Source organism: Synechococcus sp. W55.2 (assembly GCF_047461635.1).
Taxonomy (GTDB): Bacteria; Cyanobacteriota; Cyanobacteriia; order Thermostichales; family Thermostichaceae; genus Thermostichus.
Window position 1 is genome coordinate 31,768 of the sequence record NZ_JANSHM010000008.1, and the last position, 17,434, is coordinate 49,201.

At 59.5% G+C, this 17,434-nt stretch carries 15 protein-coding genes and 1 tRNA gene; 7 read left to right on the top strand and 9 right to left on the bottom strand.

Going from position 1 to position 17,434, the window contains the following annotated elements:
• Positions 1-13 precede the first annotated feature (13 nt).
• The 4 genes from plsY to NW828_RS03250 all read right to left on the bottom strand — a co-directional run bounded on the left by plsY (position 14) and on the right by NW828_RS03250 (position 4,492).
• Entirely contained in the window at positions 14-625 is a 612-nt protein-coding gene (gene plsY / locus NW828_RS03235) for a glycerol-3-phosphate 1-O-acyltransferase PlsY (RefSeq protein ID WP_414381462.1), read from the bottom strand.
• Positions 626-844: 219 nt separating this feature from the next.
• Entirely contained in the window at positions 845-2,773 is a 1,929-nt protein-coding gene (gene gyrB, locus NW828_RS03240; protein ID WP_414381465.1) for a DNA topoisomerase (ATP-hydrolyzing) subunit B, read from the bottom strand.
• A gap of 201 nt (positions 2,774-2,974) precedes the next feature.
• Positions 2,975-3,514: a ribosome maturation factor RimM gene (gene rimM / locus NW828_RS03245; protein WP_414381468.1), complete on the bottom strand. Its 540-nt coding sequence runs from the start codon at positions 3,512-3,514 to the stop codon at positions 2,975-2,977.
• Between the two features lie 12 nt (positions 3,515-3,526).
• Positions 3,527-4,492, bottom strand: a complete 966-nt coding sequence (locus NW828_RS03250; protein WP_011431991.1) for an SPFH domain-containing protein — start codon at positions 4,490-4,492, stop codon at positions 3,527-3,529.
• Positions 4,493-4,709: 217 nt separating this feature from the next.
• Here NW828_RS03250 and NW828_RS03255 point away from each other — a divergent pair, with 217 nt between their 5' ends.
• From NW828_RS03255 to leuC, 3 genes are all read left to right on the top strand, one after another.
• Positions 4,710-5,732 (top strand): NAD(P)/FAD-dependent oxidoreductase, encoded by a 1,023-nt coding sequence (locus tag NW828_RS03255; protein WP_414381470.1) that lies wholly within the window; start codon positions 4,710-4,712, stop codon positions 5,730-5,732.
• 68 nt (positions 5,733-5,800) lie between these two features.
• Positions 5,801-6,901, top strand: a complete 1,101-nt coding sequence (locus NW828_RS03260; protein WP_414381472.1) for a polysaccharide deacetylase family protein — start codon at positions 5,801-5,803, stop codon at positions 6,899-6,901.
• A gap of 189 nt (positions 6,902-7,090) precedes the next feature.
• Complete coding sequence (gene leuC, locus NW828_RS03265; protein WP_414329830.1) at positions 7,091-8,494, top strand: 3-isopropylmalate dehydratase large subunit; 1,404 nt, start codon at positions 7,091-7,093, stop codon at positions 8,492-8,494.
• An 18-nt stretch (positions 8,495-8,512) separates the two neighbouring features.
• Here the strand turns inward: leuC and NW828_RS03270 are convergent.
• The 4 genes from NW828_RS03270 to NW828_RS03285 form a co-directional block, all read right to left on the bottom strand.
• Positions 8,513-8,586: transfer RNA gene (locus tag NW828_RS03270), tRNA-Met, on the bottom strand.
• Between the two features lie 13 nt (positions 8,587-8,599).
• Positions 8,600-9,349, bottom strand: a complete 750-nt coding sequence (locus NW828_RS03275; protein ID WP_414381475.1) for an XdhC family protein — start codon at positions 9,347-9,349, stop codon at positions 8,600-8,602.
• On the bottom strand, positions 9,277-9,636 hold the full coding sequence (locus tag NW828_RS03280; RefSeq protein ID WP_414381477.1) for an XdhC family protein: 360 nt from the start codon (positions 9,634-9,636) through the stop codon (positions 9,277-9,279). The genes NW828_RS03275 and NW828_RS03280 overlap by 73 nt, the downstream gene beginning before the upstream one ends.
• Before the next feature lie 355 nt (positions 9,637-9,991).
• Positions 9,992-11,143, bottom strand: a complete 1,152-nt coding sequence (locus tag NW828_RS03285) for a serine hydrolase domain-containing protein (RefSeq protein WP_414381480.1) — start codon at positions 11,141-11,143, stop codon at positions 9,992-9,994.
• Positions 11,144-11,277: 134 nt separating this feature from the next.
• Between NW828_RS03285 and NW828_RS03290 the strand changes: the two genes are divergently transcribed.
• Positions 11,278-12,240: a LysR family transcriptional regulator gene (locus tag NW828_RS03290; protein WP_414381483.1), complete on the top strand. Its 963-nt coding sequence runs from the start codon at positions 11,278-11,280 to the stop codon at positions 12,238-12,240.
• Between the two features lie 108 nt (positions 12,241-12,348).
• Complete coding sequence (locus NW828_RS03295; RefSeq protein ID WP_414381486.1) at positions 12,349-13,380, top strand: anthranilate phosphoribosyltransferase family protein; 1,032 nt, start codon at positions 12,349-12,351, stop codon at positions 13,378-13,380.
• Between the two features lie 102 nt (positions 13,381-13,482).
• Here NW828_RS03295 and NW828_RS03300 read toward each other — a convergent pair whose 3' ends face one another.
• Positions 13,483-14,763, bottom strand: coding sequence for a DUF4912 domain-containing protein (locus tag NW828_RS03300; protein ID WP_414381489.1), 1,281 nt, complete (start codon positions 14,761-14,763; stop codon positions 13,483-13,485).
• Positions 14,764-15,217: 454 nt separating this feature from the next.
• Between NW828_RS03300 and NW828_RS03305 the strand changes: the two genes are divergently transcribed.
• Positions 15,218-16,024 carry a hypothetical protein gene (locus tag NW828_RS03305; RefSeq protein WP_148202674.1) on the top strand — a complete coding sequence of 269 codons (807 nt, stop codon included), beginning with the start codon at positions 15,218-15,220 and terminating at the stop codon, positions 16,022-16,024.
• Between the two features lie 195 nt (positions 16,025-16,219).
• Entirely contained in the window at positions 16,220-17,341 is a 1,122-nt protein-coding gene (locus tag NW828_RS03310) for a glycosyltransferase family 9 protein (protein WP_011432002.1), read from the top strand.
• The last annotated feature ends 93 nt before the right edge of the window (positions 17,342-17,434 follow it).

Below are 17,434 nucleotides of genomic sequence, written 5' to 3' on the forward strand. Positions count from 1 at the left end.
AGTGCCTTGAAAATTAGGGAGATTGCGTCCATTTTTGGCCAATGCGCGGCTCCGACCCGGCCAGTAGGCGCTTGATGTTGCGCCGATGAGCACCGATCACATACACCCCGCCCGCCAACGCAAACAACAAATACGGCAAAGGTTGAGCTGTTGCCCACATCACCACCGGAGCCGCCACTGCCGCCAGCAGGGAGCTGAAGGAAACGATGCGGGTGAGGGCGAGCCCCAGCAGCCAGACGCCGAAAGTTGTCAGGGCTACTGGCCAAGCCATAGCCAACAAGATCCCCAGGCTGGTGGCCACCGATTTGCCCCCCCTGAAGCCCAGCCAGCAGGAACGGCTATGGCCGATCACCGCGAACAATGCCGCCAAAACCACCCACCACGCGGATCCCAAGGCCGATCCCAGAGCCACTGCTGCTGCCCCCTTGGCAGCATCCACCAGCAACACCAGCAGGGCGGGCCCCTTGCCCAACGTCCGCAACACATTGGTTGCTCCGGTAGAGCCGGATCCCTGTTGGCGAATATCGATGCCTCCCCACCAACGACCTACCCAGTAGCCGGTTGGAATGGATCCCAGGAGATAGCCCCCCAGCACCGCAAGAAGAGCCGTAAGCAATGCAGGCATAGCAGGATCTGGAACGCTCTTCCCTCACTTTGCCACAGGGTCTGGGCTGCAACTGGGATCTTGCCCCGTCCGGGAGCTTTTGGCTGCTCGCGGCCTCGTCTGCAACACCGTTACGTTCGCGCCAGCGGTGCGGAGCACTTTCCCCCTGCCGTGGGCCCCGAAGAGGCGGGACAGAGTTCTCTCCACCCAATATCGAGAGTCGCTAAATATCGAGAGCCGCTAAATATCGAGAGCCGCCAGATCCAAATGGGCACTGTGGGCCTCAATAAACTCCCGTCGGGGACCAACAGCATCTCCCATCAAGATGGTGAAAATGCGATCCGCCTCCACCGCATCTTCGATGGTGATTTGTTTGAGGGTGCGCGTTGCCGGGTTCATGGTGGTCTCCCAAAGTTGTTCAGGCATCATTTCCCCCAGACCCTTGAACCGTTGGATGGTGTACTTGGTGTTGGCAGGCAGCCCCCGCAGGATCTGGTCTTTCTCGGCGTCGCTGTAGCAATAGCGAACATTGTTGCGACCCCACTCGATTTTGTAGAGCGGCGGACAGGCGATATAGACATAGCCCTGTTCCAGAAGCGCCTTTTGATAGCGGTAGAAAAAGGTCAGCAACAGGGTGCGAATGTGGCTGCCGTCCACGTCAGCATCGGTCATGAGGATGATGCGGTGGTAGCGCAGTTGGCTGGGATCAAATTCATCCCCTTTCACCCCCAAACCCAGCGCTGTGATCATGGCCTGAATTTCGGCGTTTTTGTAGATCTTGGCGGGATCTGCCTTTTCAATGTTGAGGATCTTGCCGCGCAAGGGCAACACCGCCTGAAACTGCCGATCCCGACCCTGTTTGGCGCTGCCGCCTGCAGAGTCGCCCTCCACCAAATACACCTCAGATTCCGCCGGGTCGCGGCAACTGCAATCGGCCAACTTCCCCGGCAGCGTGGAAGATTCCAGGGCAGATTTGCGCCGCACCAATTCCCTGGCCCGCCGGGCTGCCTCGGCAGCATTGAAGGACTGGATGGCCTTATCGACGATCCCCCTGGCCACGTTGGGGTTGAATTCCAAGTACTCCGTGAGCGCCTCGGAGACGAGGGTTTGCACAATGCCCCGCACCTCGGTGTTGCCCAACTTGGTTTTGGTTTGCCCCTCAAACTCGGGGTTGGGCACCTTGACCGAGACGATGGCCGTCAACCCCTCGCGCACATTTTCTCCGGCCAGGTTGCTGTCGGAGTCTTTCAGCTTGTTGAGCTTGCGGGCTTGACTGTTGATGGTGAGGGTAAGAGAGGTTTTCAAGCCCTCCAGGTGGGTACCCCCTTCGTTGGTGCGGATGTTGTTGGCAAAGCCGATCAAATTGTCGGTGTACACATCCGAGCACCACTGCAGGGCCACTTCCACCTCCACACCATCCCGCTCCCCTCGGATGTAGATGATGTCGGAGTGGATGGGCGTTTTTTCGTGGTTGATGAAGGCCACATATTCCTTGATGCCGCCTGCATATTGATAGGTTTCGCAGTGAGGCGGATCCCGCCGCAGATCGCTAAAGGTAATTTTCAAGCCGGCATTGAGGTAGGCCAATTCGCGAAAGCGGGCCGCCAATACGGCATAGTCAAACTCTCGCTCGGGAAAGATCAGCCCATCCGGCTTGAAGCGCACCTCTGTACCCCGCCGGTTGGATCCCTTGGGTTGGGGTTCAGATTTCAGGGATCCCACCACCGCCCCGCGCTCGAACCGTTGAAAGTAAACCTTGCCCTCTCGCCAAACCGTCACCTCCACCCATTCGGAGAGGGCATTCACCACCGATACGCCCACCCCGTGCAGCCCGCCGGAGACCTTGTAGCCGCCACCGCCAAACTTGCCCCCCGCGTGCAGCACCGTCAGCACCGTAACCAGGGCCGACTGACCGGTTTTGGGGTGGATGTCCACCGGAATGCCACGGCCATTGTCCAAGACAGCTACCGAGCCGTCGGGATGCAGGCTGATCTGAATATCATTGCAATAGCCGGCCAGGGCCTCATCAACGGAGTTGTCCACCACCTCGTACACCAAATGGTGCAACCCCTTCGGCCCAGTGGAGCCAATGTACATGCCAGGGCGTTTGCGCACAGCCTCCAAGCCTTCCAAAACTTGGATCTGCTCTGCACCGTAGTTTTCCGTCATTCCCAACTCCAATCCCGAGGAAGGCTCCCGGCCAAGATCAACAGAAACCCAGAAAAATTGACCTTAAAGGCCAGGAATCAGCTTATCATCAAAAAACTGTCCCCATGATAGCACAAAAGGCTAGAACGGCCACACAGACGCTTCTGAGGGCCAAGTTCAGGATGGGATGCAGGTACGGAAGTCAGGCCGTCTTGCCGAACTCTAACCCAGAAAGCTCTCCACCAGCCCCGGCGGCGGCTGCACGTGAAGCGCGCCTTTTTCCAAGTCCACGACAGGCACCAGGGCTTTCACAAAGGGGATCAACACCTGCCGGTGATCAGGGGTTGTTATCTCCAGAACATCCTGGCCGGCTGCCAAAACCCCCGAAACATGTCCCAGCAGCTCCCCCTGGCGATAGACGGTCAAGCCGATGAGATCGCGGTAGTGGTACTCTTCCGGCTGCAAGGGCAAGCGGTGGGAAGCCGGTACCAGCAGCCTAGCCCCCACCCAGGTCTCAGCCACCGTTCGATTGGGGATCCCTTCCAGTCGCACCAAATAAAGACCCTTAGCCGGGAAAAACTGCCCCTCGATCAAGGGGTGCAGCAGGGGCTCGGGATCCGTATCCCGCTGCAACCAGCGTGGTCCAGGCTCTGTGAAGCGCTCTGGAAAATCCGACCAGCACCTAACCCGCAGCCAGCCCCGCAAGCCGTGGGCCGCCACCACCTGTCCCACCAGCAGCCAATCGGGATCCCGGGCCATCATGGTCGGTCAAACTCAGTCGAGCCGCGGAAAGTCCACTTCGGTTGGGAAAGAAGCCGGGGTACGCAGCTTCTGAGAGGCCGCCGCGCGAGATCCTTCCCCACCCTTGGCCACGTCCACCATGGAGAGCAGCCCTTGCAGGGTGCCAGGGATCGAATTGGGATCCATGAAGATTACCTTGGCGCTGGGACTGCTGCCTACCTTGAAGCCCATGTCGATATAGTTTTGCGCCATCAGGTATTGCAACGCATTGGCTGCCTCTGGATTCTCTTGCAAAGTGGCGGCGATGGTCTTGATGGCTTCAGCCGTGCCCTCAGCCAACAGCAGCCGCTCCCGTTTCTCCGCTTCTGCCCGCAATAGCTGCGCCTTGGCGGCCCCAGCCGCTTGGTTGATGCTGGCCTGCTGCTCCCCTTCTGATTTCAGAATGGCGGCCCGCTTCTCCCGCTCGGCAGCCATCTGCTTTTCCATCGAGTCTTGCACAGTCTTAGAGGGTTGAATGTCCCTGACTTCCACGCGGGTGATCTTGATCCCCCAGGGATCTGTGGCCTCGTCCAGCTCTGTCAAAAGGCGGGCGTTGATCTCGGCGCGGGAGGAAAAGGTTTGATCCAAATCCATGCGGCCAATTTCTGCCCGCAGAGCCGTCAGCACCAGGTTAACCAAAGCCCGCTGCACGTCCTCCACCGCATAGCGGGCCTTGATCATGTCGGTGATGCGCCAATAGACCACCGCATCGGCCATCAAAGAGACGTTGTCGCTGGTGATGCACTGCTGAGGAGGCACGTCCAACACCTTCTCGCGGATGGTTTCCTGGAACACAATCCTATCGATAGGGGGAAGAATAAAGTGCAATCCTGGGGTCAGCTTGCGATGAAACCTGCCCAAACGCTCCACCAATGCCTCATACCCCTGGCTGATGATTTTGACCGAGTTGAACAGGTAGCCGACAAAGATCAGGGCAATGGCCGCTAAGATACCTGGCATAGGGCTTTTCTCCTAAGGGGGAGTTCAGTCCCCATTCTAGACGGTTGCTAGACGGTTGTTGGGACTGCTCCCTTCACTTGGATCACGCCTCAACAGAAATGTGGTGGACTCAGCAGGATAAGCAGTCCTCGGAACATATAGAGTTTCTTAAGATTTTTCAGGCCGCAGCCAACGACCTGAGATCACCCGGCAAAAAGCTCGTGAGGGGATCCCGTCCATGAAACTGAGCAGCAGGAATCTAGAGGTTGGTTTGGGCAAAATCTATGACGTGATTGTGGCCGGAGGGGGAGCAGGGGGGTTGTCGGCGGCAATCTATCTGGCTCGTTATGGATTGAGTTGCCTGGTGGTGGAGAAGGGCAGAGGCCGCTCTTTTTGGATGCAGGATTTGCGCAATTATCTGGGATTGCCTCCGACCACTCCCGGACGAGAGCTGTTGCGACAGGGAACAGAGCACGCCCTCAGTTTAGGGGTAGATTACCTGCGCGGCTTCGTGGAAGATGCCACCGATGAGGGAGACCTCTTTGCAGTCAAGGTCAAGGTGGGAAAAATGAACAGCCTCTACCCCATTTTTCGGAGCAAATATCTGATTGCAGCAACCGGCATTATGGACGAGCTGCCTCAGTTGTCGGATATGCAGAATGTTTACGACTACGCCGGCTATTCACTGCATGTCTGTATGATCTGCGACGGCTATGAAATGCGGGATCAAAAGTCAGTGTTGATCGTCAATTCGGAAGATCGGATCAATACAGCTTTTGTCCTCAACTGGTTTACACCCTATATCTCGGTGTTGACCCACGGCCTCTGCTCGGTCGGCCCCGACATGCGCAAAAAACTGGCGGATCATGGCTACCCCCTCTACGAATCTCCTATTCGCCGCTTTCTTGGAGAAAACCATCAATTGCAGGGTGTGGAGTTGGAAGATGGCACTTACATCGAAGCAACTACCGGCTTGGTGGCGATGGGCGCCAGATACCACAATGCCTATTTGAAAGGGATCCCCGGCTTGAAATGGCAAGGGGAAAACCTGTTGACCGACGAGTGGTGTCGCACTGCCCATCCGCGGCTGTTTGCGCTGGGCGATTTGAAGCAGGGCCTGAACCAGGTGGCGATTGCGGTTGCCGATGGTACCTTAGCTGCCACAGCCATTTGGCGGGACATCCGACGGGCCTCGCCTGCACGTAAATGGGAAGAGCGGCTGCTCTCGCCACCCAGAAGCCCAGCAGGGCCTTCCGGTTAAATTGATGGGCTCTATCGAGCTCAGGTAGCTTCTGTCCTATGATTGGTTGCGAAGGATTAAGCCATTCCATGCACTCTCTGAAAGCGTTGAAAGCGTTGATATTTTGCCTAGCCTTCCTACTGGTTGGACTGATCTACTACTCCACGGTAGGGGCCCAGCCTCTTTTTGAGCTGAACCTGACGGCCACCTCGGAATACAACCTCATTCTTCCCATTGAAAGCATTCGGGTGGTGCGCGGCGCCAATCCCCAAGATTTGCTCATTTATTTATCAGCTCCTTCTGCAGCCTGGATCCATCAAGAAGAGGTGAACGGGCATTATGTGATCGACATCCCCTACGGAGTCATTACCCGTACAACAACCGTCGAGATTGCCTCGGATCTGCCCTATCAACTGAGCTGGGGCAACCAAAATGAGCAGACGGGGCGACTGTTGATTACCCCTGCTCCCCCTCGTGTGGAGGTGTTTCTGCAGCATAGCTGGATCCCGGATCCCGACTTTCTCGATCCGGCGGAAAACAGCCAACCTTTGCAACTGCCCTTGGAAGAAATGCTGGGGCCTTTACTGGAGGTGCCGCCTCGTTCTGCCTTTCTGACCATTGACGATGGCCCCTGGCCTCAGTCTACCCCCCGACTTTTACAGGTTTTGGATGATCTTCAGATCCCGGCCACTTTCTTTGTTATTGGCACCCACGTTTCCCGATTTCCTGAATTGGCTCAATTGATCCAGGCCCATCACCACACCATAGCCAATCACACTTTTACCCACGATTATCAACGTCTCTACGGAAGCAACGAGCTGTTTTATGCTGAGGTGGATCAGACAACCCAACTGCTCAAAACGCTGAACTTGGATCCCCAACTGGTTGTTCGCCCACCGGGAGGTTTTCGCCTAGACTCTGCTTTGCGCCATTCTTTAGAGCAGGCAGGGTATCGCGTTCTTTACTGGAACATGAGCGCAGAAGATGCCTACGCCAGCCAAAGTGCAGCCCAACTTTTGGAGCGCATTCGAGCCCAGTTGCCGGCGATCCAGGCTTCCGATCAGCCCCTGGTTTTGCTGCTGCACGATCGCTGGCCCCACACTGCAGAGGCCCTGCCGGATATCGTCGCCGCCATTGAAGGGGCGGGCTATCGCTTTTTGCCCTGGCCGGCCATCAGGGATCCCGTTTGAAGGGCTGGCAACAGGTTTTCTGGCTTGAGGACTCCGACCCGCCTTTGCCGGCTGGGGATGTTCAAAGAAGGGCTGCATCTCGCTCAGCTCAGCAGCGTTGCCCAGAGATAACGGAGGCCTGTGCCTTGACAAGCTTTTCCCCAAGTAGCACATTGAAAGTTTACAGGACTTGGCTGCGGGCCGAGGAAGATGAGCGAGAGGACATTATTCGATAAGGTGTGGGATGCCCATACGGTGCGGATTTTGCCCTCTGGGCAGACGCAGTTGTTCATCGGCCTGCACCTAATTCACGAGGTGACCAGCCCGCAGGCTTTTGCCATGCTGCGGGAGCGCCATCTGCCGGTTCTGTTTCCCGAGCGGACGGTGGCCACCGTGGATCACATCATTCCCACCGACAACCGGGCACGGCCTTTTGCGGATCCCTTGGCAGAGGAGATGATCCAGGAATTGGAGCGCAATTGCCGGCAATACGGCATCCGTTTCTACAACAGTGGCTCCGGTCGGCAGGGGATCGTGCATGTGATTGCCCCGGAGCAGGGGTTAACTCTGCCGGGGATGACCATTGCCTGTGGGGACAGCCACACCTCTACCCACGGGGCCTTTGGGGCCATTGCCTTTGGGATCGGCACCAGCCAGGTGCGAGACGTATTGGCCACCCAAACTTTGGCTTTGTCCAAGCTCAAGGTGCGCCGCATTGAGATCCACGGCAAGTTGGGGCCGGGAGTTTACGCTAAGGATGTAATTCTGCACATCATCCGCAAGCTGGGGGTCAAAGGCGGGGTGGGCTACGCCTACGAGTATGGGGGCAGCGCCATTGAAGCCATGAGCATGGAAGAGCGCATGACCCTCTGCAACATGTCCATCGAGGGAGGGGCCCGCTGCGGCTACGTCAACCCCGATGGGGTGACCTTTGAGTATTTGCGGGGGCGAGAGTTTGCCCCCCAGGGATCCGATTGGGAAGAGGCGGTAGCCTGGTGGAAAAGTCTGGCCAGCGACGGCAATGCCCGCTACGACGACGTGGTGGTATTCCAAGCCGCAGACATTGCGCCGACGGTTACTTGGGGGATCACCCCCGGCCAAGGGATTGGGGTGGATGAGCGGATCCCTGCCCCAGAAGATCTGCCGGAAAGCGAGCGGGAACTGGCCAAAGAGGCCTATGCCTACATGGACTTGCAGCCGGGGGATCCCATTGTAGGGACACCGGTGGATGTCTGCTTCATCGGCAGTTGCACCAATGGCCGCTTGAGCGACCTGCGGGAGGCAGCCAAGATTGCCAAGGGGCGGCGGGTGGCCCCAGGGGTGAAGGCGTTTGTGGTGCCCGGCTCAGAACGGGTAAAGCAGGAAGCAGAACAGGAGGGCTTGCGGGAGATCTTCGAGGCGGCAGGGTTTGAGTGGCGGGATCCCGGTTGCTCCATGTGTTTGGCGATGAACCCGGATCGGCTGGTGGGGCGCCAGATCAGCGCCTCTTCTTCCAACCGCAACTTCAAGGGCCGCCAGGGATCCCCCAGCGGGCGCACCCTGCTCATGAGCCCGGCCATGGTGGCAGCGGCGGCAGTCAGCGGCAAGGTGGTGGATGTGCGGACACTGCTTTAACCAACCGTCTCTCAGGCATAGCGGGGACTGGATTTGAACCAGTGACCTTCGGGTTATGAGCCCGACGAGCTACCAGGCTGCTCTACCCCGCGGCGCTTTTCTAGCCTAGCTTGTCCTCCGGCTAACCGGCAAGCCTACACCTTGGGTTTCGCCGGGCATTCTCTTCGGGGATCCCCGTCGCACCTGGATGAGCTGGGCGGTGATGCTGATGGCAATCTCGGCGGGGGTTTCGGCGTGGATCTCCAGGCCAATGGGGGCAAAGAGCCGACTAAAGGCGGTCTCCGGGATCCCTTCCTGGGCCAGGGTTCGCAGTACGGTTTGTACCCGCTTGCGGCTGCCGATCATCCCCAGGTAGTGGGGGGTCAGGCCGGAGTGGTAGATGGCCCGCAGGATTTGGCAATCGAGGCTGTAGCTGCGGGTCACAAGAGCGATGTAGAGCTGCGGGATCCTGTGCAGATGGGGGATAAGTTGGGCAAAGGGTTCTGAGCACAGCCGCTCGGCAACGGGAAAGCGCTGAGGGGTTACCCAGTCCGGGCGATCGTCCTGAACCCAAATGCGAAAGCCGGCCAAATGGGCGATCTGGGCCAGGGACAGGCCGCAGTGGCCCGCTCCGACGATCAGCAGGGTGGGGGAAGGGAGGAGGGGCTCGACCCAGGATCCCGCGAGGAGCTGTGGGTGGGATGGCAGGGGGGCAAAGTGCTCCGCACCGCTGTCGCTAAGGCTGAGGTAGGGGAACCCCTGAGGATGGAGGGGAGTGATCAGCCAAGCCCTTGGCCCTTGGGTCAGAGCCTGGAGGATCTGGGCCGCCAATGTTTGGGCAGGGGATCCCTGCCATCGCTGTAGCCAAATGTGCATCCGTCCCCCGCAAACGCCCAAGGGAGGGCTGTTGAGGTCAAGGGAAACTTGCATCCCACAGCCGGCGAGGACTCCCCATCGCCATCGCCAACGGGAACAGCGGTCTGCAAAAGGGTTTGCGCTCGGGCAATGACTTCCGCTTCGGCAGCCCCACCGCCAACAGTGCCCAACAGGGTGCCATCGGATCCCACGGCCAGTTTTGCCCCCGCCTGGCGAGGCACAGATCCCTGGGTGCGGACCACCGTGGCCACCACCAGCGGCCCGCGGGAGAGCATGACTCTAGTCAATAATAAGCTCAACTATACTGAAAATAATATATAATATGTTCAGTACGGATTACTACCAGTTGATCTTTCTGTTTACTTTCGAGTCTGCCAACATGGTAGCCAAAGCAAAGCAGAAAATTGGTAGTAAGACGACACGGAAACTGCGCTTTGGGTATTCTACTCAAAGCTTTGCGGGATACCGCCATTCTGTTTGGAAACAAGCAGAATGCTATCGCTGCATAGTTGAACAGTGATGTTCAGCAGTGTTCAGCGTAAATGTATCAGCATGTCTGCCAACTGTCGGTAAAAGGTCTCGTCCACCTCAGCCTCGGTTATGCCTACGGCACCCTAGCGGGAACGGTCAGGGACTCAATGATCAAGAAAGCCCCTCTAGGATGGCCTGATGGAAGGCAACCCGGAAAGCCTGGAACCCGTTCTCCCGCCGACCGTGGTAGACGGCGTTGGTGAGCAGCGTCACCACCAGCTCCCGCTCTGGATCGATCCACAGGGAGGTTCCGGTGAAGCCGGTGTGGCCGAAGGCGCTGGGGCTGAACGGGGAGCTGCTGGCCAAGGGATCCGGGGAGCGCAAGGCAAACCCCAAACCCCGGCGCTCGTGACAGCGGTGGGCATCCCCTTGCCGAGGCAACTGCTCGCGGGTCATTTCCCTCACCGTTTGGGGCTGCAACAGGGATCCCGTCAAAAAACTCTCTCCGAAAGCGGCTACTTCCTCTGCCGTGGCGAATAGTCCGGCATGGCCGGCGATCCCGCCCAGGCGGGCGGCATTTTCGTCGTGAACCTGCCCCTGTAGGCGGCGCTTTCGCCAAGGACACAGCTCGGTGGGGGCACAAGAGACAGAGACAGGGGGTGGGTCGAAAGGATCCCCCGGATAAAACTGAGTTTGGCTCAGGCCCAGAGGCTGCAAGATCCGGGCGTACAAGATCTGATCCAGACGGGTTCCGCTCAGACGTTCCAAAGCCAGCCCCAGCAGGATCAATCCAAGATCGCTGTAGACTGTGCGGGATCCCGGCCTGTAGGCCAAAAAGGTGTGCAGGGCCATGTGCCGGGCAGATTCGGCATCGGGCTGTCGAAAAAGGGGTCGCCAGGCGGGCAAACCGGCGGTGTGGGCCAGCAACTGCCGCACCGTCACCTGTTCTGCTGCAATAAGCTGGCCCAAGGACTCCGGCTCCGCAGCTATCCATTCCCCTGGTTGCAGAGGATCTTCATAGGGGGCAATGGGGCGGGATCCCTGAAACTCCGGCAACAGGAGACTCACCGGTTGATCCAGCAGCAACGCTCCGGCTTCCACCAGGGCCATGCAGGCGGTGGCGGTGTACAGCTTGGTCAGCGAGGCCAGGTCAAAACGGGTGGCCGAGGTTGTCGGTTGGCGCCGGGTCTCAGGGTCGAGATGGCCTGCCGCCCTTGAGTAGATACACCTTCCCTTGTGGCGGATGACCACCTGGGCAGCGGGGAAAAGGTGGGGAATGGCGGAGTTGAGCAGCCCCTCCAGCAAGGTCGGATCCCAGCCCATCTGCTTCTCCTCCTGGCTTGGGGATCCCCAGTTCAGCCAACAACTTGTAACAGCATTTACAAAAGCCTACCGCTTCCCCGGCTAGGATGCCAGCACGGCTGGTTACATCATCACATCAAATCAAGGGATCCCAGGTGCGGCTGGAGTTGTTGCAAGCTTTTTTGAACGTGGTGGAAACAGGTAGCTTTTTGGCCGCTGCTCGCCTCAGCGGTCTGACCCAATCGGCTATTAGCCGCCAGATCCAGGCCCTGGAAGAAGCAGTGGGCGCTCCGCTGTTGCATCGCAAAAGCCCGGTGGCCCTAACTGTGGCCGGGGAACGGCTTTTGCCCCATGCCCGTCGCATCTGTCAAGAATGGCAGCGGGCTCAGGAAAGCATTCGAGAATGGCTGCAGGGCCAGCAAACTGAGCTCTGCATTGCCGGGATCCATTCTCTGATTGCCCATCAACTGCCGCCGGTGCTGCAACAGTTTTGCCGGGAGTACCCAGAGGTGCAGTTGCGGGTTACCGCTCTGGGCAGCGACCGCGCCTTGAAGGTGCTCAGGGATGGGCTGGTGGACGTGGCCCTGGTAATGGAGAATCCCCTGATGACCCGGGGGGCAGAACTGGTGGTGGAGCCACTGTACTCGGAGCCAATTCAAGTATTGATGCCCGCCACCCATCCCCTCAGCCGCTACGAGCGGATCCCCTGGAAGGTGCTGGCGGAGTATCCCCAGGCTGTGTTCAAAGATGGCTATGCCATGCGCTCCTTGGTGGGATCCCATCTGGCCCGACAGGGGCTTCCCCTGAAAGCAGCCCTGGAACTGAACACCTTGGATGCCTTTCGGGGGGTGGTGCGACAGGGGCAGTTGATTGCCCTCCTGCCGGAGTCGGCCCTGGTGGACTGCTGCGCCGATCCGGATTTGCAGGTGCGGCCCACCGAGCCCCCTCTCTTGAGACGACAGGTGGTTATGGTCACCACCAGCGATCGCTATCGGATCCCTCCCATTCGCCGGTTTTTGCAGTTGGCCGCCCAGCTGATTAGGCAGTCTGGTAATGCTGAGCCTGCTTCCGGCGCAGATCCCCATTGCCCCTCTGCTGGGCTGTTGTCGGTTTTGTAGAGACCTTTTGTAGAAATTTCTGGTCAAATACCCATATCGGTAGTTTCAAGTGTTCCGCCCTTATCTCCCCCTATCCTGAGTAGCCCAGCGCTCCCGACCGCCGATGCTATGAGCCAAGAGTTTCGCGAGCTGTTGAAAAAAATCGGCAGCGGCACCCACACCCACCAGGATCTCAGCCGGGCAGAGGCCGCCAGCGCTGCTCGAATGCTCCTGCGGGGGGAAGCCACTCCCGCCCAGATCGGGGCTTTTTTAATTGCCCACCGCATCAAGCGCCCCACTGCCGAGGAGCTGGCCGGTATGTTGGATGCCTATGCAGAGTACGGCCCTCTTCTGCCCCGGCAGGATCTGCCTCATCCCTTGATCATCTTTGGCCATCCCTACGATGGCCGCTCGCGGACTGCGCCGCTGGGGGTGCTGGTGGCTTTGCTGCTGGCAGCGGCAGGGTCAGCCGTTTTGCTGCATGGCTCTGGCTTCTGTCCCACCAAGTATGGGCTGCCCTTGGAAGCGGTGTGGCGGAGCTTGGGGGTGGATTGGCGAGGGCTATCCCTGGAGCGGGTGGGGCAACTGCTGGAACAAACCGGGCTGGGATTTTTGTATTTGCCCACCTGTTTTCCCCAGGCTCAGGCTCTGATGGACTACCGGGATCAAATCGGCAAGCGCCCCCCCTTGGCCACCTTGGAACTGGTCTGGACGCCCTACCAAGGCCCCTTTCACCTGGTGGCCGGCTATGTGCATCCTCCCACCGAGGCCACGATGCTGGAGCTGTTTGCCCTGCGGGAGATTCGGCAATTCACCACCGTCAAAGGTTTGGAAGGCAGTTGCGACCTGCCGCGGGAACGGGCGGCCATTCTCAACCAGGGCGGGAAACGGCTGCTCTTGAAGGCTCGCGATTGTCACTTGGCAGGCCCGGAGATTCCCTTCTCCGGCGAGAAAGAGCTGCTCCAACAGATGCAGCAGGTGCTCAGCGGGGATCCCTGTGAACTCACCCCAGCCGCTCTCTGGAATGGGGGTAGCTATCTGTGGCTCCTCGGGCTTGCTCCATCCTTGCCAGAAGGGATCCAACAGGCGGAAGACCTACTTCGCTCCGGACGGGTGATGGAGAAGCTGAAACAACTGATCCGGGTGATCGACCTCTCCTAGGGCTGGGATCCCCTGTTTCGATGACTAGAGTCAAGCTCTCCAGCCCAGGAAAGAAAGCCCCCCGGCCAGCTCCAGGGGGCAAGAAGGGAAAGGTTGGATCCTTCAGGGCAACAACTCTTCGATGGCCTCTTCTTTGGTGTTGGTGCGGCGGGAGAGGGTGCGGCGGTCGAAAGTCATGTGGATCTCCCGGTTTTGCTCGCCATCGGCAGCCACGGCGAAGATGGGGAAGTCGATGTTGCCGTCTGGGAAGGCCATGTGGAAGCGGAAGGTGCCATCGGGGTTGAGCTGGATCTTCCGCCCGCCAATGGTGACGGTGGCATCCGGCTCTGTGGCCCCATAGACAATCAGCTCGGCATCGGCCACCAGCCAGAACTTGCGAGAGCGCTGCGGCAGCACTTCGGAAGCCCCCGAGAACAGGCCCAAGCCGGATCCCGAAGCCATCCAAGGAGCAGCAGGCACTTCGGCCATGGCCATCCCCATCATGCCCACACCCGAGGGGATGATAAACGAGCTGATGGCCTGCCCGGGCACCAATTGGCGGCTGCCCATCTGGTGGCTGCCAAACAGGGATCCCGCCACCCGCATCGCCTCAAAGCCACCCACCATTTCCAGGAAGGGATCGACCGTGGCACCCTGCTGCGGCTCATCGCCTTTGTAGTCCACCACGCCCATGCCGGTGGCGCTGCGCTTGTAGGGCTCGCTGAGCTGGTAGAGGGTGCGGCCCTGCAGAGCCATGTCGAAGGGCACTGTCAGGAAGTGCTCTTCAAACCAGTCGGAGGGAAAGACTGGCGGCACCATCACCGCCGCCGAGCGGGCCAACATCAGCCAGCGGCCATCTGCCGTCCGGTAGCCAATTTCCACAATGTAGGAACGATCGCTCACCGGGATCGGCAAATACCACTCCCGCGCCAACTCATCACAGGGGTACTCCTGCATGCTGTGGGCCGGCTGGTAGCTGAAATCGATATCCGTCACATCGTAGAGGCGCAGCGCCAACTGTTGGCCGCCCTCGCGGCGCTTGCTTTCTTTAGCCTCGTTGGGCACATCCCAATAGGCGTAGGCCCACTGGGGATCCCGCGGCAGCAAAACGATGCGGCTTTCCCCATAGCCCTCCGGCAGATCCCCCAGCCCTTTGTCCACATCGGCCAGATCCGTCTTGCCGGCAACCTCTTGACCCCTAAACTTCGTTTGGGTGACCGATTCTTGCCCCTTGGGCTCCGGCATGGCATCGACAGGGCGGCCAGCTTTGACTTGGGCCTCTCGAATGGCCTCAATCAGCTGGTCTTTGGTCATGCGGCTGTACTTGGGGATCTGATAGCGGGCAGCTTCTTCCCGCAACTGCCGGATGGTCATTTCTTCCAACGGGATCCGCTCTTGTGGCATGGTCGGGGTCTCCTGTCTTCGACAAATCGGGCTTCGTGCAATGCTCCAGCTTTTGTCCTAGGGGCCGATCCCAGCTTGTGGTTCTGAGGACAACCTTGAACCTGCTGATGTATCGGCTTGCCTCGGGCTCTCCAGCCGCTGATGACCACAGGTGGGGATCAACGGGGATCATCAAGAATGATGAACCCATGTTTGCGTATTTTTGCCTGTCGGTCAAGACCCTGGGGATCGCTGGGGATCAATCTCTTGTTCTCCGACCCACCTTTAGGGAGAGGCCAGGAGCCCCAGCTGCTCTCAAGCCAAGGGGAAGACTGCGCGGAATCCCCTGCCGAACCGGCCCTGCCTGGGTAGCATGGGGGAGGATGAGCGGTTGCCGAGCGGGCCGCAGGTTTTGAGGCCAAGAGGTGTGGGCATGAGGTGGTGGAAGTATAGGATTCAAGGCATACGGATCCAAGTGAGCTGGGCAGCACTGGGGATCCTGCTGGCGGGGCCGGTCTTGCCGGTGGAAGCTGTGGATGCCCAAACGCTGTTTCCTCCCCTTTACCGCTTGCAAGGGGGATCCCCTACCCTGCCCGCTTCTGAAGCAACGCCCTGGCGTCCAGTAACCCAGGATTCTGTTCCGCTCCCACAAACAGATCAAGCCGATCCAAAAGTCCAGCCGGCCCAACCCGGCCATGGAGAAGTGGCAGAAGGCCCGGTTTTCGATCTGGATCTGTTGCGGCAGTTCGGCACCAGCCCTGGCGGCAGTGGCTCTGGATCCCGGCAGGGGGAAGTGATCGGGCCGGGCAGCGGCCAGAGTGGGGTGCGCGGAGCCAGTCCTGGCTCAGGGGTGGGCACAGGCCAAGGGCCAGGGGGCGGAACGGGTCTGGAGGCGGGATCCCAGCGGCGGGAACCGCAAGTGACAGGGTTGATTGTGGATGCACGAGGCTTGGATTTCTTGCCTAGCCAGTCAATGCGCTTGTTTGATCCCGATGGCAATCAAGTCTATACCCCCGTTACTCTTGGCCAAGACCTCAACGCGGCCTTTGTGGGCAGCGAGGGCACAGCTGCCTATGCCACCTCGGAAGAGCAGGCCCGCTCACTGGTGAACCGCATCGGGGAACGGCCTCACCGCATTCGTGCCATCCGCACCCTGGGCTACGACCTGGTGATTTCCGCCGAAGATGCTTTTAGTCTGCGCCAGATGAATGCGACAGATGGCTTTCTGGATCGCTTTGCTGTGGTGGTCATCTGGGATGGCAGCCAAGCCAGTCTCCCCTGAGGCCCAGGGATCCCAGCATGGCCATCAAAGCACAGGACAGAGGAATGCTAGCCTAGCAAAAGTGCTCTGTCTGCACCGCCCCTGGCGGGGTTGTTGCTGTGCCTGCGGCACCCTATGTTGCCACGCAACGCTTACGCGAACAGGAACCGCAACGCTGTCGCGACGAGGCCGCAAACGCTATCTTCCCCTAGCCCTATGCAACGGTTTGCCAACCAACCTCTGCGGGAACATCCCCACCTGGCGGTGTTTTCCTCCAGCAAGGTGGGCAATTTTGTGGTTACCATCCCGCTGTTGCGGGGCCTCAAGGAAAAATACCCCGGCTGTGTGCTGGATTTTTTTGGCAGCGAGATTACCCGCGACTTTGAGCTCCACTGCCCCTACATCGACTTCAGCTTTCCTCTCTACAGCCGTCGTCCCGATTACCTCGAGGCCCTGACCGCTGCTGTGCGAGAACGGGTGACCCAGGCCGGCCCCTACGACTTGGCCATCAATTGCGACGAGTTTAGCGAGCTCAACCTGGTGGCGGTAACGGCCCTGCGCCCCCAGTACATTGCCGGGGCCGGCTTGACTCTGGATTTTCGCCGCAAGTTGGACCCCGGCTCCGACCCGGTACAGCGCATGCTCCAGGATGACGACTGGAACGGCCTGGAGTTTCTGCAGCGCTACAAAGGGATCCTCACCAGCAACTACATCGCCGAAATCTTCTGTCGCCTGGCGTACGTGGAGACGGATTTTTTCCGCCTGGAGCTGCCCAGCCGGGATCCCGGTTTTCCGGTGCCAGAGGTCTTGGTGCACATCACCACTACCCGCCGCGCCAAGATGTGGCCTCTGGAGTACTGGCGGCAGGTGATCCAGTGGTGCCAAGGCCAGGGCCTGCAGGTGGGGCTAATCGGCAGCGCGCCAGAGCTGCAGCGATCCCTCTACCACGGCGGCAGCAGCGAAGACGAACTGCTGGCGCAAACGGGAATGGTTGACCTGCGGGGCAAAACCAGCCTCATGGAGCTGGCGGGGGCCCTGAAGCGGGCGCGGGTGTGTATCTCCGTGGATGCGGGGCCGATGCACATCGCGGCGGCAGTGGGCTGTCCCACCATTGCCCTGTTTGGCAACGATGCCGATGGGGATGGGGCCAGCCCGGTGCGACTGTGGGCTCCTCGTCTGCCCCACGTCTATCTCACCCAAACCGCCTACAAGTGCCGGGTCTGCGCAGAGAACAAGTTCAAAAACGAAACCTGCCTGGTGGAGGGTCATCCCTGTATGGCCCATCTCAAGCCGGAAACGGTCATCGGCTACTTGAAAGAGATTCTCAAGCAAACCTAGAGGTTCCACGCCCTCACCCCCAGCCCCTCTCCCAAAGAGAGAGGGGAGCTATGGAGCGACGGGGTGAGTTGTTTCATGGCTACTTGAAATGGC

Coding starts and splice junctions, on each gene's coding strand:
- NW828_RS03255 (WP_414381470.1), top strand. CDS start 4,710: ATGAAACTGAGCAGCAGGAATCTAGAGGTTGGTTTGGGCAAAATCTAT.
- NW828_RS03300 (WP_414381489.1), bottom strand. CDS start 14,763: ATGCCACAAGAGCGGATCCCGTTGGAAGAAATGACCATCCGGCAGTTG.
- gyrB (WP_414381465.1), bottom strand. CDS start 2,773: ATGACGGAAAACTACGGTGCAGAGCAGATCCAAGTTTTGGAAGGCTTG.
- NW828_RS03275 (WP_414381475.1), bottom strand. CDS start 9,349: ATGCACATTTGGCTACAGCGATGGCAGGGATCCCCTGCCCAAACATTG.
- plsY (WP_414381462.1), bottom strand. CDS start 625: ATGCCTGCATTGCTTACGGCTCTTCTTGCGGTGCTGGGGGGCTATCTC.
- NW828_RS03295 (WP_414381486.1), top strand. CDS start 12,349: ATGAGCCAAGAGTTTCGCGAGCTGTTGAAAAAAATCGGCAGCGGCACC.
- NW828_RS03260 (WP_414381472.1), top strand. CDS start 5,801: ATGCACTCTCTGAAAGCGTTGAAAGCGTTGATATTTTGCCTAGCCTTC.
- rimM (WP_414381468.1), bottom strand. CDS start 3,514: ATGATGGCCCGGGATCCCGATTGGCTGCTGGTGGGACAGGTGGTGGCG.
- NW828_RS03250 (WP_011431991.1), bottom strand. CDS start 4,492: ATGCCAGGTATCTTAGCGGCCATTGCCCTGATCTTTGTCGGCTACCTG.
- NW828_RS03310 (WP_011432002.1), top strand. CDS start 16,220: ATGCAACGGTTTGCCAACCAACCTCTGCGGGAACATCCCCACCTGGCG.
- leuC (WP_414329830.1), top strand. CDS start 7,091: ATGAGCGAGAGGACATTATTCGATAAGGTGTGGGATGCCCATACGGTG.
- NW828_RS03285 (WP_414381480.1), bottom strand. CDS start 11,143: ATGGGCTGGGATCCGACCTTGCTGGAGGGGCTGCTCAACTCCGCCATT.